This window comes from Bradyrhizobium sp. 2S1 (assembly GCF_011516625.5).
In the GTDB taxonomy this organism is placed as follows: Bacteria; Pseudomonadota; Alphaproteobacteria; order Rhizobiales; family Xanthobacteraceae; genus Bradyrhizobium; species Bradyrhizobium septentrionale.
On record NZ_CP147717.1, the window covers coordinates 5,700,504 to 5,714,841 of the forward strand.

Sequence of the window (14,338 nt, forward strand, 5' to 3'; positions counted from 1 at the left end):
GGGCTGTGCGGCGCGTGGTGCGGATCGCCGGTCAGCGCTGCGATTTCCGCTGTTGCTTGTTCGAGGTCCCGACTTCACGCGCAACTGCCCAAAAATACCCGCCGCAGAATGCAACGATCGCGACGATCACACTGGCGGCGATAATCTCTTGCATGTCTGCGGTTCTCCAAGTACACGTAGCACATCTACGTGGGAAATATACCCACGTAGAGCCGGAATCGGTTTCGAGATGTATCGTGCTGGAGCGAATGCATGGTGAGAGTAAGCGCTGCGGACAGGCGTCTTCGGGCGATCGTCGCTCTCGTCGCTCTCGTCGCTCTCGTCGTCCTTGCCGGCATCGGTTCGGCACAAGCCGCCCGAACAGCCGATAAATCGGATGCCAGCGGGGGCACCGTCTCGATTCCGATCGAGACGCGGAGCCAGACCTCCGCGGCGGATGGCGTGGTCCGCCCCGTCCAGCTTCCCAAGGGCGCTTCCGCGATCAGCGAGACTTATGGAGACTGGATCGTCAAATGCCTGCTCGACGGTGGTGCAAAGCTGTGTACCCTGAGCCAGACACAGCTCTCCAAGGAGACCAATCAGCAGATCTTCGCCATCGAACTGATTCCCAGGGACGGAAAGGCGGAAGGCAACATATTGATGCCGTTTGGGCTGAAGCTCGATACCGGGGCCGTCGTCAAGCTTGACGGCAAGGATTTGGAGCAGACGCGCTTCTCCACGTGCACCGCGCAAGGCTGTTTGCTTCCGGTATCATTTCCAACAGTGGTTACCGACACCATGAGCAAGGCCAAGACGCTCACCGTTGCCGCGCAGAACATCAACGGCGGGCAGGCTGTCGTCTTCAACGTCCCCCTCAACGGCTTCGGCGGGGCGCTGGAGCGCACCATTCAGCTCGGGAGCTGATCGACATGCGCGCCGCGCAAAGGCGCAGCTACAGCAGTCCCCGATAGATCCCCGGCGCGGAGCCTTCGATGGCCACCGCGCCGACGGCTTTCGAATAGAATTCCGCCGGGCCGACGCCACCGATGATGGCGTAGCCGAAGCCCTGGTGTTTCATGTCCTCAAGACAGGCGAACAGCAGCGCCTTGCCGATTCCGCCCTGCTGCGCCTTGGGCGCGACACCGGTCGGACCGAAGAAGTTGCGACAGGCCGCGTCGTGGCAGGCGAATCCCACGATCTTCTTCTGCTGGATCGCGATGAAGCAGGAGACCGGTTGGCAGCTGAACGCGACCTCGGTTTCGCTGGCCCATGCCTCGCTGAATGTCTCCCGCACCCAGGCCACGACCTTGTGCTTTTCGGGGGCAAGCGCACGGCGCATCACAATTCCGGCCTTAAGCAATCGATCGTAGGCGGGCTGGGAATCGGGCAAGGCATAGAGCTTGACGAGCATGTCCATCCGGCGACCTTAGTTGAAAACGCGCCCCGCAGGCAAATCACGCGAGGACGGCGGGCGGGTTGGCGATGGCGTAACCGGTCCTGCGACAAATCAACCCGACGGGCAAATCGGCGCTTCCGTCGTCGGGCAACTCAGTGGTCCAATTCCGCCCGTCTCACCCGATCGAGGGGCGCTTCGCGGTCGTCACGAACGCGGTGTGAGATGCGGTGGACGTCGATTGTGCAACTGACGAGTGCGCATGACGCGGACGGTGAAGTCGTGTGGTCCTGACGCCCTAGCGGCCGGTGTCCCCTTGTAAGACGCAATTACGTCTTGCGAAGGCGGTGACAAACAAGCCCAGTCTCGCCGGGGAGAGCACGAAGTAAGCCGTAACCCATCGCGCAGGGAAAGCCGGATTGTTCGGTTACACCTGTGGTCCTACCCCCGAGCTTTCACCCTTTGCTCGGGGCCCATGGGTGCGATCGGCACCCGGCTTTCCCTGCGCCCTCTGCAAGTGAGAGGGCGAAACGAAGAGCAAGTCTCGGGCAATTCATGTCGCGAGAACGCGAAGTTGCGTCCCCACCCACACTGTCATCGCCCGGCTCGACCGGGCGATCCAGTACGCCTCGGCTCCTCGGCTCAAGCACTGGCGTCTCTGGAATACTGGATCACCCGCATGCGCTGGTGATGACACCAAGCTGTTTGACAGTCAAATCAGGCCAATACCGTCATCCTGAAGAGCGCGCTCTTGCGCGCGTCTCGAAGGATGCACGGCCACCAGCGGGGCCGCACATCCTTCGAGGCTCGCTCCGCTCGCGCCTCCAGCGACAAAGGCGAAGCCTTTGCGCGGGGATGACGGTGATGGAGCTATATCCAGGCGGTGACGGACGATCCTTCCAACCCCTAAAGATACCAGGCCAGCACGGCCTTGAGCCGGGCGCTCTCGATCACCGGCAGCGCGACCACGTGGTTCATACCGGAGGCGCGCGCCAGTGCGGCCGCAATCGATTGATCCTGCTTCAGATGTTCGGTGAGCGCGGGCATGCCGGTTGCCCATACGCCGCCGATAGAGCCTTCGCCGCGGCCGATCGTCTTTGCCGCGTAGAGCGTGGCGAGGTCGGACTGCTCGCTGCAATCGCCGGTGTGGAACACCAGCGCCGACCGCTCTTCGTTCGGCACCCAGATCTCGAACCGGCGTGCGATCGGCGTCGCCTGGGCCGACAGGAATGTCACCACCCAGGTCTGGTCGCCGGTCGTGTAGGGGATGCCGACACCGCAATTGATGCCGATCTCGGATGCGTCCTCCCAGCGCAGGAATCCCTTGGCATTGTGCAGGTCCTTGATGATCAGCGGCATGCCGGCCTTCCAGGTCCGGCCGGGCAGGCCGAAGCCGCGCGGGAATTTGGTGTGGCGCGAGTTGAACTCGAACATGTCGGCGGTGCCGTAGTAACCGTCGACCAGCGCCATTTCGTGGGATCTGTCCGGATCGTTGTGCCAGAGCTCGATCGCGCCGACATGCTTCCTGTCGTCACCGCACAGCAGCACCATCACCGCCATCAGGAATTCGCCGGCGAACACCGGAAGCGCGACGCCGCAGGTCAGGCCGGCTTCGCGCGCCTCGTCGGTTCGCTTGAAATAGGAATTGGCGAATTCGGTCAGGATGACCGGATGGCCGCTCGCCCAGGCCTTGCCGGGAAGGCCCTCGTCATAGGCGAACAGTGCGTTCTCGCTGACCGCGTTGAACTCCGTGAACTCGCCGCTGTGGAGGCTGCCGCCGAACTCCAGCCGCGTCCGGGTTTTATCGGGCACCCACAGTTCAACAACGCGAATGAAGGTTTTCATCGCACGCACCTGCCGCCTCGCCGAGGGCTAGCATCGGCGATCTCGCGACAAAGCGTGCGCTCAAATAGCGGGCAAGCGACGCTCAAAGTTGATGCGAAGGCGCGATTTCGCCTCAGTCCCGATACGACGGATCGACGCGATCGAGCTTTCGCAGCAAAGCGGGCCAGGCGAGCTCACCGTTGCGCGCGGCGCGGCCGGGCTTCGGCTGCATCCGCTCATAGGTGTCTTCGAGGATGTTTCGCGGCGGATAGATCAGCTTGGTGTTGCAGGACAGCGCCATCACCTGGGTCTGGCAGGCGCGCTCGAGCCGGAACAGCACGTTGAAGGCGGCGGGCACGGTGCGGCCGACGACCAAGAGGCCATGATTGCGCAGGATCATCGCCTCGTTGTCGCCGAGGTCGCGGACCAGGCGCTCGCGCTCGTCGACATTGTCGGCGATGCCTTCGAAATCGTGATAGGCGATGTGCAGGAAGCGCATCGAGGTCTGCGCGAGCGGCAGCAGGCCGCATTCCATCGCGGAGACGGCCATGCCAGCCGGGGTATGGGTGTGCGCGACGCAATCCATGTCGTGCTTGGCCATGTGGATGGCGCTATGAATGACGAAGCCGGCGACGTTGACGTCATAATCGGTGGCGTTGAGCAGCGTGTTGCCCTCGACATCGACCTTGATCAGGCTGGAGGCGTCGATCTCCTCATACAGCATGCCGTAGGCGTTGATCAGGAACTGGTCGGTGGTGCCGGGCACGCGGCAGGAGATGTGGTTCGCGATCATCTCGGTCATGCCGTACATCGCCGTCAGCCGATAGCAGGCGGCAAGATCGACACGGGCCTGCCACTCCTCGGCGCTCACCTGCTCGCGAACCGATTTGACGACCTTGATCGCGGGCGAGCTGACGGGGGGATTCATGGCGTTCTCTCCTTGAGACATCTGCGGGGCCGAGGCCCGATTGTTGGCGTGGACCATAGCAGAATCGGCGCGGCGGCAAGCTGTGGCGCGTCTGCGTATTTGCAGGGCTGGCGGGCAAAAACCGAATGCGGCATTGGCGCGCCGCGCCTTCGATGTCAGGATACGGAAAAACAGCCGAGGCGCACAAAATGAGCGAACGCAAGATACGTATCGCCGTCCTGCATTTCTCCCACGAAACCGTCTCGTTCCTGCCGAACGAGACCACGCTCGACGACTTCATCTATCCGGGCTCGCCGGCGAGCGGCGAGGCGCTGCTGCAGTTCGATCCCAGGAACTACATGGGCGGTTTCGTGCAGGTGGCGCGCGAGTTCTCCGAGGTCGAGCTGGTCGGCATCGAATCCCCGCTCTGGCCGAAGACCGGTACCGGATCGGGCTGGATCACCGAGGGCGCCTATCGCACCTTCGTCGGCAAGATGATGGCCGGACTGAAGGAGGAGGGGCCGTTCGACGGCGTCTATCTGTGTCTGCACGGCGCCATGGCCGTGCATGGCGTGCCGCGGCCGGAGGCCGATCTGGCGCGGCAGGTGCGCGAGGTGGTCGGCCGCTCTGCCTTCATCGCGGCAACCTTCGACCTTCACGGCAATGAGGACGAGGCGTTCCTCGAACAGGCGGACATGGCGTTCACCGTCAAATACTTCCCGCACTATGACGCCCATCTGCAGGGTGAACGGGCCGCGCGCGTGCTGGTGCGGGCGATCCGCGGTGACTACAAGCCAACGCACCGGACCATCAAGGTTCCTGTGATCTCGTCCACCGTGCTGCAATGGACCGGGGCGCGGCCGTGGATGGATCTGGTGCAGCGCGCGCTGGTCTGGGAGGCCCGCGAGGTCGACGTCTATGTCAACATCTTCTTCGGCTTCCCGTTCGCCGATGTTCCCGATGTCGGCATGACCGTGCAGGTCCTGACCAACGACAATCCAAAACTCGCCGAGCAGGTCGCGCGGGACCTCGCCGGAACGATCTGGCGGTTGCGCGAGGCGCTGCTGCAATCGACCAAGCTGCACAGCATCACCGAGGGCGTCACACTGGCAAAGCAGGCCGTCGCTGATGGCAACACGCCGGTGGTGCTCGCCGATCACAGCGATCGCTCAGGATCGGCGACCTGGCTGCTGCGCGAGATCATCGCTCAGGACCTCGCCAACACGGTGATCGCGACCATTGCCGATGCCTGGGCGACGGCAAGCCTGAAGGCGGCCGGCGCCAAGGTCGGCGATGCCTTCGACTTGGAGATCGGTGGTCGCGCCGACGAGTCGGCGGGCGAGCCGGTTCGTATTCAGGGCACCATCTCGGCCGCGGGTGAGGGGTACGGGCAGTTCTGGGTCTGCGTGCGCTTCGGGCGCAACAATGTGCTGGTCCTCTCCACCTATCTGGTGCAGGTCATGGAGCCGTTCTCGCTGAAGGCGCTGGTGCCCGATATCGGCGCTTTCGACGTGATGGCGATCAAGTCGCGTGTCCACTTCCGCCGCGGCTTCGACGACAACGGCTTTGCGAAGACGATCCTGCTGGTCGAGCCCGAGCAGCCCTTCCTCGGCACGACGCGCCTCGACAAGTTGCCTTACAAGAACGTCGATCTTGCGCAGTTCTATCCGTACGGCAATCCGGCGTTCTCGGAGACGTCGTCATGACCGAGGGCCGCTATCGCCTGATCGGATCGACCGCGTCGCCCTATGCGATCAAGCTGCGTGCGCTGCTGCGTTACCGGCGGATTCCGCATGACTGGGTGATCATGACCAAGGCGCTGCGCGCGGCGACCGCGCATTTGAAGCCGATGCTGATCCCGGTACTGCAATATCCCGACGGCAGCTATCGCGGCGAGACCACGACGCTCGCCTATGATCTGGAAGCGCGCCACCAGGGGCGTTCGGTGATCCCCGAGGACAAGGCCGTCGCGTTCGTCTGCGACCTGCTCGAGGACCTCGCCGACGAATGGGCGGTCAAGCCGCTGTTTCTCTATCGCTGGTGGGATCCGGAAGATCAGGCCTATGTGTCGCGCTGGGCCGGCGAGGAATGGTCGACATCGGACGCCGCGGTCGGCAGCCGCGAGGAGATCGAGCAGTTCCGGCAGCGGCAGATTTCGCGCATGGTCATTCTCGGCGCGACCGACGAGAACAGGCTGCTGCTGGAGGAGAGTTACCGCCGGACCCTTGCGGCGTTCGAGCCGCATGTCGGCATGACGAACTATCTGTTCGGCAGCCGGCCGTCGCTGGCGGATTTTGCCTGGTTCGGCCAGCTCAGCGAGATGGCAACCGATCCGACCCCGATGCGGATCATGCGCGAGCGGGCGCCGTTCACCGATCACTGGGTGCGGCGGCTCGATGACGCGTCCGGCGTCGAGGGCAAATGGTATCCGCGCGAGCAGGCGCTCGGCGGGTTCGCCGAGGCGTTGCTGCGGATCGCGGGCGAGCTCTATCTGCCGTTCCTGGCGGCCAATGCGGATGCATTCGCGAAAGGCCTCGAGCGGCTCGAGATCAACGTCTGGGGGCTGCCTTACGCGCTGGCGGCGTTCAAATATCAGGTCAAATGCCTGCAGCAGCTGCGCGAGAAGTTTGCCGCGCTCGATGCCGGCGATCGCGCTGCGTTGAGGCCCGTGCTGGAACGCACGGGATGCTGGGCCATCCTGGATGGAGGCTGATTGATCAGGAGGCGGCTTCCAAACACCCGGCACCTAGGTCCGGTGGTGCCTGCTCCCAAGCGCAACCGCGATCGACTCCGGCCGCTTGATCCGTTCGATCAGCATGTCGATGCGGTCGCCGCCCCAGAACAGCTCGCCGTTGAACACCATGCTGGGTACGCCGAACACGCCGAGCGTCTCGGCCTCGTCGATGATGCGATCATGCTCCGCGCGCGCAGGGCCGCGAACATAGGCTTCGAACGCCTCAGCGGAACCGCCGACCGCGGCAATCACGCCGGAGATCTCCGACAGCTCGTCGATCTCCAGCTCATGGTTCCAGAACCTCTGGAACACCGTGTCATGATAGGGCCGGAACAGCCCGTGACGCTGTGCGAACAGCATCCCGGCGCTGGCGTAGAACGCTTCATAGATCCGGCGCGGGCCCTTCATGGTGAGCCCCTGCGCGTTGGCGAACCGCCGCGCGTCCATATAGGCGTAGCGCACCTTGCGCCAGAAGTGCGGCGTGCGCGCCTCCACCGTGCCCATGAATTCAGGAATGCGCAGCGTGTAGGGCAGCCATTCCAATTCGACGCCGTAGGTCTCCTCAAGTTCGAACAGTCGCTTGTTGGCGACATAGGCGTAGGGAGACTTGTAGTCGGTGTAGATCCGTACAAGCGGCTTTTCCATCGGCGTTCCTCATCCCGTCACGACAATTGTTCCCGATCCACGGCGGTGGCGCAATGCGGGGTGACGAAGGGGAGATGGCAGGCAAACGAATGGGCCCCGGTGCATTCAAGCATCGCGGGGCCCTGCTACTTCGTTTTAGCGAAGGATCTCTGGTGTAGACCAGTGGTGATTCTGGACCTAAAAGCGCTTGGCCTTTGCGCTCTCGTCCTGCGGATATGTTCAGATTGTCGGCGGTACACGCGGCTAGCAGCTGCTGTTCGCCTCACGTGCACCGAGACCTTGCCGAGCAAGGTCGCTGGCTTTCGCCGGTGGCGTCATGCTCCTCTCCAAGGGTGGGCCGACGGACCTCTGTCCGCTTCTGCTGCCTGGCGGCCGATCCCATAATCGTCCGTCAATTCCTGCGACGCGGGGAGCAGGCGCTCCCGCACCCCAACAGGTGCAGTCAGCGAAATGCTGCGGCAGTTATGGTCGTCTGTCAAGTTAACGAGAGGGGTAATTCAGGTCAGGATTCCTGTCGCGACTTGGTCTGGCGATACTGCGTGAAATCCGGATCGTGCGTCATTTTCCAGTAGTCGACGAACCGCCACGGCATCGCAGAGAACACGCGGCCGCTTCTGTTGCGGTAGTAGGTCGTCATGCCCGGATGCGTCCAGATCAATTGCTCATGCTCGGCATCGACCTCGCGGATGTACCGATCATGCGCATCAGGATGCACGTCGATCGCAGCGATATCGTTCTCGATCATCTCGACGAGGCAGGCGGAGATATAGCGGCTCTGGCACTCCGACTGGAAGATCACGCTGCCGCCATGCGCAGGTCCCGAATTGGGCCCGAGCATCAGGAAGAGGTTGGGGAAGTCAGGCACAGTGAGACCGAGATACGCGGTCGGATTGTCGTGGTCCCACGCCTGCCTGAGAGTCTTGCCGTCGCGTCCCGTGATGTTGAGACGCGCCGCCATCTCGGAGACCTTGAAGCCGGTCGAGATCACGATGACGTCGTGCTGCCGCGACTTGCCGTCAGCCGTGACGATTCCTTCTGCAGCGAAATGGTTGATCTTGTCGGTGACGAGCTCGACATTCGGCCTGGTCAGGGTCTTGAACCAGTTGTTGTCGAGCAGGATTCGCTTGCCGTAAGGCGGATAGGTCGGCATGCACTTCTCGATCAGGTCAGGGCGATCCTTCAGCTCGGACAGGATGAAGTCGGCGAGTTCCTGGCGATGCCGGTCGTTGCCCTTGTTGACGGCGCGGTCCGGATGCGGCCAGGCCGGATCCTTGCGCAGGAACGGCAGCAACCCGTCGCCGTAACGCCAGAACATGTTGAAGCGATACCACTGCACATAGAACGGCAGATGGGCGAGCAACCACTGCGCGCCTTCGGTGATCGGATCAGAATAGCCCTTCACCGGCCGCGCCCACTGCGCGGTGCGCTGGTAGACAGTCACCGAGGCGACGCGGTCAGCGATCGAAGGCACCAGCTGCATCGCGGTGGCGCCGGTGCCGATCACGGCGACATGCTTGCCGTCGAGCTTGACGTCGTCGGACCACAGCGCCGAATGGACCTTCAGACCGGCAAAATCGTCGTCTCCCTCAAAGCGAGCGGGCAGGGGATCATTGAGTTGCCCGATCGCGCTGACCAGCGCGGTGGACTCGAACGTCTCCTCGCCGCTCGCAGTCTTCAGGGTCGAGATCCAGCGCCGCCTGGCTTCGTCCCAGTAGGAGGCAACGAGCTCGGTGCTGAGACGGACGTGCTTGCGGATGTCGTATTCGCGCACGACCTTGAGCAGATAGTCGAGCAATTCCTGGCGCTGCGCGAAATAGCGGGTCCACGGATTGCGGGCGCCGAACGAGAAGGAATAGGGGTGGTTCGGCGTATCGACGCCGCAACCGGGATAGCGGTTGACGTACCAGGTGCCGCCGATCTCGTCCTGCTTCTCGACGATCGTATAGGGAATGCCGAGCCGCCCGAGCGCAACGCCAAGCGCGATCGCGCAGACACCGGCACCGACGATCAGCACATGCTGCTGCGCCAGCCGCCCGTCGGAGGGCCGCTCGCGCCAGCGCGCATCGCGCGGGGTGAAAGCCATTTCCTCGCGCATCAGCGGGGCGTATTCCGGTGCGACGTTCTCACCGAGCGTCGCGCGCATCATCCGCAGCATCAGCTCGTTGCCGAGATCGGTGATGACGGGCTTCGGCATGCCGTTCGCGAACAGGTTGAGGACGGCGGCGCGGATCTCGTCCTGGATTTCCTTCGGCACGCCGGCGTCCGGATCGGGGATCAGGCGGACGTCGCGCTTCGGCTTGTACGGCGGCTCGAGCCACTTCTCGTCGCCGGTCATGTGCACCAGCACCATCAGCAGCACGCGGATGTCGCCCTCGGCGATGGCGGAGGACAGATCGAGGTGTTTGCGCGAAAGCTCGATGTTCATGCGTTGTCCTCAGCTCGCCGGAGCGTCCGGCAGACCGCCATAGGCGGCCCAGGTGGTGCCCACGATGTAGCCGGCGTCGACCGGCAGATTGATGCCGGTCACGCCGCTGCCCTGCGGCGAGAGCAGCCAGGCGATCGCCTGCGCCACCTCGATCGGCTCGACCAGCCGGTTCATCGCGGTCGGGCGCGTCAGCAGGTCCCTGTTCAGGGCGCCCGACGCGATGCCGGCCTCGAGCGCGGCCGTGCGGGTGAAGCCGGGCGACACCGCGTTGACGCGGACGCCGGCGCGGCCCCATTCGGCGGCGAGCGTCTGCGTGATCTGGATGACGCCGGCCTTTGCCGCGGTATAGGCGTGGATCGGACCCGACGTCATGCCGGCCACCGAGGCGACGTTGACGATCGCGCCATGCCGCCGCTTCGCCATCGCGACGCCGACGCTGCGCGCGACCAGGAAGGTGCCGCGCAGGTCGATGTTCACCTCGCGGTCCCATTGCTCCATCCGCACCCGCTCGATCGTGTGCATCTTGCCGAACACGCCGGCCGCGTTGACGAGGCCGGTGATCGGGCCGTGCGCCTTCTCGATATCGGCAATGCCGGCGACCACGGCGGCTTCGCTCGCGACGTCGAACGGCGCCGGCCAAAGGATGGCCGCCGTTCCGGCCAGCGGTTCGGGCGCGATGTCAACGATGACGACGCGATGGCCCTGATCGGCAAGCAGCGTTGCGGTCGCCGCGCCAATGCCGCGGCTGCCGCCGGTGACGAGGATGGTGCCGTTGGCGCTCATGATTTTCTTCCCTTGTCGCTCGTGGTGAACAGGCCGCGTGTGACGAGTTTCTGGTAGGCCGAGATGACATAGTCGGGCACCGCCGTGACGCCCTGCTCGGAGTAGGAATAGCGGCGGCTGAGATAGCCGCGCGCGCCCATCAACACCTGCACGATGGCCTCGAATTCCTCGTCGCTGAAATTATTGGTGGTTCCCGCGGCCCGCGCGCGCTGCAGAATCCGCAGATAGGCGCTCGAGATGTTGTCGAAATGCTTCTGGTAGCCGATCGGCGCGAAGAACTCGGCCTCGTTGAGGATGCGCAGGAATTCCGGTACCTCGCGGATGAAATCGAAGAAGGCGCTGAAGCGCTCGATCTCCTGCCGGGCTGCGCTGGCGGTGCCGGTTCGCGCGCGGATGAAGCGGACCATGTCGAGGCCGATCTTCGGCAGCAACTGGTCGAGCAGCTCCTGGCGGTTCTCGAAATGATTGTAGAAGGTGCCCTGCGCGACACCGGCGGCTTCGGTGATGCGGGCGACCGAGGCTTCGGCGTAGCCGTATTTGCCGACGATCTTGGTCGCGGCGTCGAAGATCTTCTGCTTGGTCCAGGCGTTGCGCTCGACCCGGTTGAGCTTGGTGACTTTGGCGGATGTCGCTTGTGTCATGCGATGGCCTCGAGTTCGGCGCGGAGCACGCGTTTGAGCACCTTGCCGGATGGATTGCGCGGCAGGCTGTCGCGGATGATCAGCTGCCGCGGCACCTTGAAGCCGGCGAGCCGCGAACGGCAGAAGTCGGTGAGATCAGGCAGGTCGAGCTTCGCGCCATCGGCCAGCACCACGATGGCGACCGGCTTTTCGCCCCAGCGCGCGTCCGGCAGGCCGATCACGGCGACCTCGCGCACTTCAGGTATTTCGTAGATGACGCGCTCGACCTCGGAGGAGGCGATGTTCTCGCCGCCGGAGATGATCATGTCCTTCTTGCGGTCGGTCAGATAGAGGAAGCCATCCGCGTCGAGATAACCGACATCGCCGGTGCGGAACCAGTCGCCGAAGAACGCGGATGCAGTCTTCTCGGGATCCTTCCAGTAGCCCTGCGTGACCTTCGGGCCGCGCAGGCAGATCTCGCCATTCTGCCCGGCGGGCAGGCGCTTGCCGGCATCGTCGCGGATCTCGATCTCGACATGGGCGATGGCGCGGCCGGTCGAACCGATCTTCTCGATCTCGCGGCCCGCGTCCATGAAAGTGTCGCCGCCGCAGCTTTCGGTGAGGCCGTAGGCATCGATGTAGCGCGCATTCCCAAAATAATCCGAGAAGGCGCGGATGCGCACTTCCGGCGTCTTCTCGCCGCCGCCGATCGCCCATTTCAGGCTGGAGACGTCGTAACGCTCGCGGTTCGGGCAGGTGAGGAGGGCCGTGGTCATGACAGGCGCGAACCACGCCGCGTTCAGCCTCTCTCGCTCGATCGCGGCCAGTGCCGGCTCGGGCTCGAAGGTGCGGTGAATGCATAGCATGCCGCCGTGCCAAAGCACCGCAATGCCGGGCAGGTCGAGTGCGCCGACATGATAGAGCGGGCCGACGATGAGCAGCCGCGTGTCGGCGCTGAGCCCGAGCACCAGCGTCTGGTCGGCGGATTTCCAGTAGATGTTCTCGTAGGTGAGCATCACCCCCTTGGGACGATCCGTCGTGCCCGAGGTGTACATCAGCCGCATCAGGTCGCGCGGCTGGCGCACATGCATCGGCGCCAGTGCGATATCGGGTGCGAGATTAGTGATGCTGGCCTGCGCGCCTTCATCAAGCAAAACGACGGGCGCGTTGCCGGCTGCGATGGTGGCAAATTCCTCGTCGGCGACGAGCAGGCGCGCGCCAGAATTGCCGACGATGTAGCCGACCTCATCGGCCGACAGGCGATAATTGATCGGCAGGAACACCGCGCCGATATGGCTTGTCGCGAACACCAGCTCGAGAAAAGCCGTACTGTTCTTCATCAGCACCGCGACGACATCGCCGGGCGCGATCCCGCGCGGCCAGCCGCCGACCAGGCGGATGCGCAGATCAAAGTCGGCATAGGAGACATCTTCGCCGCGATATTTCAGCGCACAGCGGTTCGGAGTCCGCTTGGCATGAAATGCGATGAAGCTGGAAAGATTGATCATTTGCCGCCCGTCGGGCCGATTTCCGGCGCCGTTTCTCCCTAGATGAATTATGAGTCGTAATTCATCTTTGGCTTGACGTCACCCCCCTTGCTCTGAAAACATTGCGGTCACGGAGACGGAACGATCTCCGACAGGGATTTTGGGAACGCCAACACCCGACAGGGAGAGGAATATGAAGAGGACCCGGAAACCGGGCATCACCCGGCGCTCGACGCTTGCGTTGATGGGTGCCGGCGCGGCGAGCCTTGCCGCACCGTGGGTGGCGCGTGCCCAGGCCAAGACGATCAAGATCGGCATGCCGACCATTCTCTCGGGCCGCGTCGCGCAGCTCGGGACCTCCTCGCGCAACGCGGTGATGCTGGAGGTCGAGAAGGTCAATGCCGCCGGCGGGCTCGCCGGGCGGCAGATCGAGATGGTGATCCGCGATTCCAAGGGACAGCCGCAGGAAGCCGCCCGCATCGCGCGCGAGCTCGTCAACACCGACGGCTGCGAGATGCTGCTCGACGGCGAGGCGTCGTCAGGATCGTTCGCGGTTCATGAGGTGGCGCGCGATCTCGGCGTGCTCTGCATCCACACTTGCTCGGAAGCGTCGTCGCTGACCGCCGATCCCAAGCAGCACATCCCGAACGCCTTCCGTTGCGTGCGGCAGGGCATTCACGACTCGATCGTCGGCGCCGGCTACGCGGCAGGGATCGCCAAGGCCAAGGGCCTGAAGAAATGGGCGACCTGTTCGCCCGACTATGCCTATGGCCGCGACACCACCGGCGAGTTCGTGCTCTACCTGAAGAAGTTCGCGCCCGACGTCGAGATCATCAGCGAGTCCTGGCCGAAGCTGTTCCAGCCCGACTACACCGAGGTGGTAACCAAGATCCTGCAGGCCAAGCCGCAGGCGCTGTATTCCTGCCTGTGGGGCGGCGATCTCACCTCCTACATCGACCAGGCCAACATCTACGCGATGTTCACCCAGATGGAGGTGTTCGCGGTCAACATGGCCGACTACACCGCGCTCACAGTGGTGAAGAACCTGCCCAAGGGCATCCACTCCGGCGACCGCTACATCAAGACATTCCCGCCGACCCCGGAGAATGCAGCCTGGGGCGATGCCTACAAGGCGAAGTACAACGAGTACCCGACCAACTGGTCGTGGCAGAACGCAACGGCGGTCATGTTCCTCAACGAGGCCGTCAAGAAGACGAACTCGACCGACGGCAAGAAGGTCGCGGAGGCCCTCGCCGGGCTCACCATCAAGTGCCCGTTCGGCGCCGACGGCACCGTCACCATGCGCGCCGACGATCACACGCTGGTCGGCTACGCGATCGGCTGGGGCACCACGATCCCGCAGGAGCCCTACGTGCCCGACGTGAAGGCAGGCGACTGGAAGACCATCTTCGAGCTCGAAGCCGAGTGGAAGAAGAGCAAGGGCTACACCTGATCCGCATGCGGGGCGGAGACAGCAGCATGCGGTCTCCGCCTTTCATCTGATGTTTGTCGCGCGCCGGCATTGCGGCCCGCCGTAATGG

The 14,338-nt window shown here is 63.9% G+C and carries 13 protein-coding genes; 4 read left to right on the top strand and 9 right to left on the bottom strand.

Going from position 1 to position 14,338, the window contains the following annotated elements; genetic code table 11:
- Positions 1 to 31: 31 nt before the first annotated feature.
- A complete protein-coding gene (locus HAP54_RS26995; RefSeq protein WP_283843193.1) occupies positions 32 to 154 on the bottom strand; it encodes a hypothetical protein in 123 nt (40 codons plus the stop codon).
- Between the two features lie 287 nt (positions 155 to 441).
- Here HAP54_RS26995 and HAP54_RS27000 point away from each other — a divergent pair, with 287 nt between their 5' ends.
- Positions 442 to 903 (top strand): invasion associated locus B family protein, encoded by a 462-nt coding sequence (locus HAP54_RS27000; RefSeq protein ID WP_224741769.1) that lies wholly within the window; start codon positions 442 to 444, stop codon positions 901 to 903.
- 28 nt (positions 904 to 931) lie between these two features.
- Here the strand turns inward: HAP54_RS27000 and HAP54_RS27005 are convergent, their stop codons facing one another.
- The 3 genes from HAP54_RS27005 to HAP54_RS27015 all read right to left on the bottom strand — a co-directional run bounded on the left by HAP54_RS27005 (position 932) and on the right by HAP54_RS27015 (position 4,124).
- The gene (locus HAP54_RS27005) at positions 932 to 1,396 is read right to left on the bottom strand and encodes a GNAT family N-acetyltransferase (protein ID WP_166305435.1); all 465 of its coding nucleotides are present in this window, start codon (positions 1,394 to 1,396) and stop codon (positions 932 to 934) included.
- Between the two features lie 882 nt (positions 1,397 to 2,278).
- Entirely contained in the window at positions 2,279 to 3,217 is a 939-nt protein-coding gene (locus tag HAP54_RS27010) for a GAF domain-containing protein (RefSeq protein ID WP_166305438.1), read from the bottom strand.
- 112 nt (positions 3,218 to 3,329) lie between these two features.
- Positions 3,330 to 4,124: a class II aldolase/adducin family protein gene (locus tag HAP54_RS27015; RefSeq protein WP_166305441.1), complete on the bottom strand. Its 795-nt coding sequence runs from the start codon at positions 4,122 to 4,124 to the stop codon at positions 3,330 to 3,332.
- A 188-nt stretch (positions 4,125 to 4,312) separates the two neighbouring features.
- Here HAP54_RS27015 and HAP54_RS27020 point away from each other — a divergent pair, with 188 nt between their 5' ends.
- Together HAP54_RS27020 and HAP54_RS27025 are read left to right on the top strand one after the other, a co-directional pair.
- A complete protein-coding gene (locus HAP54_RS27020) occupies positions 4,313 to 5,809 on the top strand; it encodes a M81 family metallopeptidase (RefSeq protein WP_166305444.1) in 1,497 nt (498 codons plus the stop codon).
- Complete coding sequence (locus tag HAP54_RS27025) at positions 5,806 to 6,816, top strand: glutathione S-transferase N-terminal domain-containing protein (RefSeq protein ID WP_166305447.1); 1,011 nt, start codon at positions 5,806 to 5,808, stop codon at positions 6,814 to 6,816. Before HAP54_RS27020 ends, HAP54_RS27025 begins: the two co-directional genes overlap by 4 nt.
- Before the next feature lie 33 nt (positions 6,817 to 6,849).
- Here HAP54_RS27025 and HAP54_RS27030 read toward each other — a convergent pair whose 3' ends face one another.
- From HAP54_RS27030 to HAP54_RS27050, 5 genes are all read right to left on the bottom strand, one after another.
- The gene (locus tag HAP54_RS27030; RefSeq protein WP_166305450.1) at positions 6,850 to 7,482 is read right to left on the bottom strand and encodes a 2-hydroxychromene-2-carboxylate isomerase; all 633 of its coding nucleotides are present in this window, start codon (positions 7,480 to 7,482) and stop codon (positions 6,850 to 6,852) included.
- 502 nt (positions 7,483 to 7,984) lie between these two features.
- Positions 7,985 to 9,907: a flavin-containing monooxygenase gene (locus HAP54_RS27035; RefSeq protein WP_166305453.1), complete on the bottom strand. Its 1,923-nt coding sequence runs from the start codon at positions 9,905 to 9,907 to the stop codon at positions 7,985 to 7,987.
- A 9-nt stretch (positions 9,908 to 9,916) separates the two neighbouring features.
- The gene (locus HAP54_RS27040; protein WP_166305456.1) at positions 9,917 to 10,690 is read right to left on the bottom strand and encodes an SDR family NAD(P)-dependent oxidoreductase; all 774 of its coding nucleotides are present in this window, start codon (positions 10,688 to 10,690) and stop codon (positions 9,917 to 9,919) included.
- Positions 10,687 to 11,331 carry a TetR/AcrR family transcriptional regulator gene (locus HAP54_RS27045; protein WP_166305459.1) on the bottom strand — a complete coding sequence of 215 codons (645 nt, stop codon included), beginning with the start codon at positions 11,329 to 11,331 and terminating at the stop codon, positions 10,687 to 10,689. The genes HAP54_RS27040 and HAP54_RS27045 overlap by 4 nt, the downstream gene beginning before the upstream one ends.
- Complete coding sequence (locus tag HAP54_RS27050; protein WP_166305462.1) at positions 11,328 to 12,818, bottom strand: AMP-binding protein; 1,491 nt, start codon at positions 12,816 to 12,818, stop codon at positions 11,328 to 11,330. Before HAP54_RS27050 ends, HAP54_RS27045 begins: the two co-directional genes overlap by 4 nt.
- Before the next feature lie 172 nt (positions 12,819 to 12,990).
- On the opposite strand from HAP54_RS27050, the gene HAP54_RS27055 reads away from it, so the two are divergent.
- On the top strand, positions 12,991 to 14,250 hold the full coding sequence (locus HAP54_RS27055) for an ABC transporter substrate-binding protein (protein WP_166305465.1): 1,260 nt from the start codon (positions 12,991 to 12,993) through the stop codon (positions 14,248 to 14,250).
- The last annotated feature ends 88 nt before the right edge of the window (positions 14,251 to 14,338 follow it).

What these genes read in the sequence shown, in the direction of transcription:
- HAP54_RS27010 (WP_166305438.1), bottom strand. Translation starts at nt 3,217, where the DNA reads ATGAAAACCTTCATTCGCGTTGTTGAACTGTGGGTGCCCGATAAAACC.
- HAP54_RS27050 (WP_166305462.1), bottom strand. Translation starts at nt 12,818, where the DNA reads ATGATCAATCTTTCCAGCTTCATCGCATTTCATGCCAAGCGGACTCCG.
- HAP54_RS27045 (WP_166305459.1), bottom strand. Translation starts at nt 11,331, where the DNA reads ATGACACAAGCGACATCCGCCAAAGTCACCAAGCTCAACCGGGTCGAG.
- HAP54_RS26995 (WP_283843193.1), bottom strand. Translation starts at nt 154, where the DNA reads ATGCAAGAGATTATCGCCGCCAGTGTGATCGTCGCGATCGTTGCATTC.
- HAP54_RS27025 (WP_166305447.1), top strand. Translation starts at nt 5,806, where the DNA reads ATGACCGAGGGCCGCTATCGCCTGATCGGATCGACCGCGTCGCCCTAT.
- HAP54_RS27005 (WP_166305435.1), bottom strand. Translation starts at nt 1,396, where the DNA reads ATGGACATGCTCGTCAAGCTCTATGCCTTGCCCGATTCCCAGCCCGCC.
- HAP54_RS27040 (WP_166305456.1), bottom strand. Translation starts at nt 10,690, where the DNA reads ATGAGCGCCAACGGCACCATCCTCGTCACCGGCGGCAGCCGCGGCATT.
- HAP54_RS27035 (WP_166305453.1), bottom strand. Translation starts at nt 9,907, where the DNA reads ATGAACATCGAGCTTTCGCGCAAACACCTCGATCTGTCCTCCGCCATC.
- HAP54_RS27055 (WP_166305465.1), top strand. Translation starts at nt 12,991, where the DNA reads ATGAAGAGGACCCGGAAACCGGGCATCACCCGGCGCTCGACGCTTGCG.
- HAP54_RS27015 (WP_166305441.1), bottom strand. Translation starts at nt 4,124, where the DNA reads ATGAATCCCCCCGTCAGCTCGCCCGCGATCAAGGTCGTCAAATCGGTT.
- HAP54_RS27020 (WP_166305444.1), top strand. Translation starts at nt 4,313, where the DNA reads ATGAGCGAACGCAAGATACGTATCGCCGTCCTGCATTTCTCCCACGAA.
- HAP54_RS27030 (WP_166305450.1), bottom strand. Translation starts at nt 7,482, where the DNA reads ATGGAAAAGCCGCTTGTACGGATCTACACCGACTACAAGTCTCCCTAC.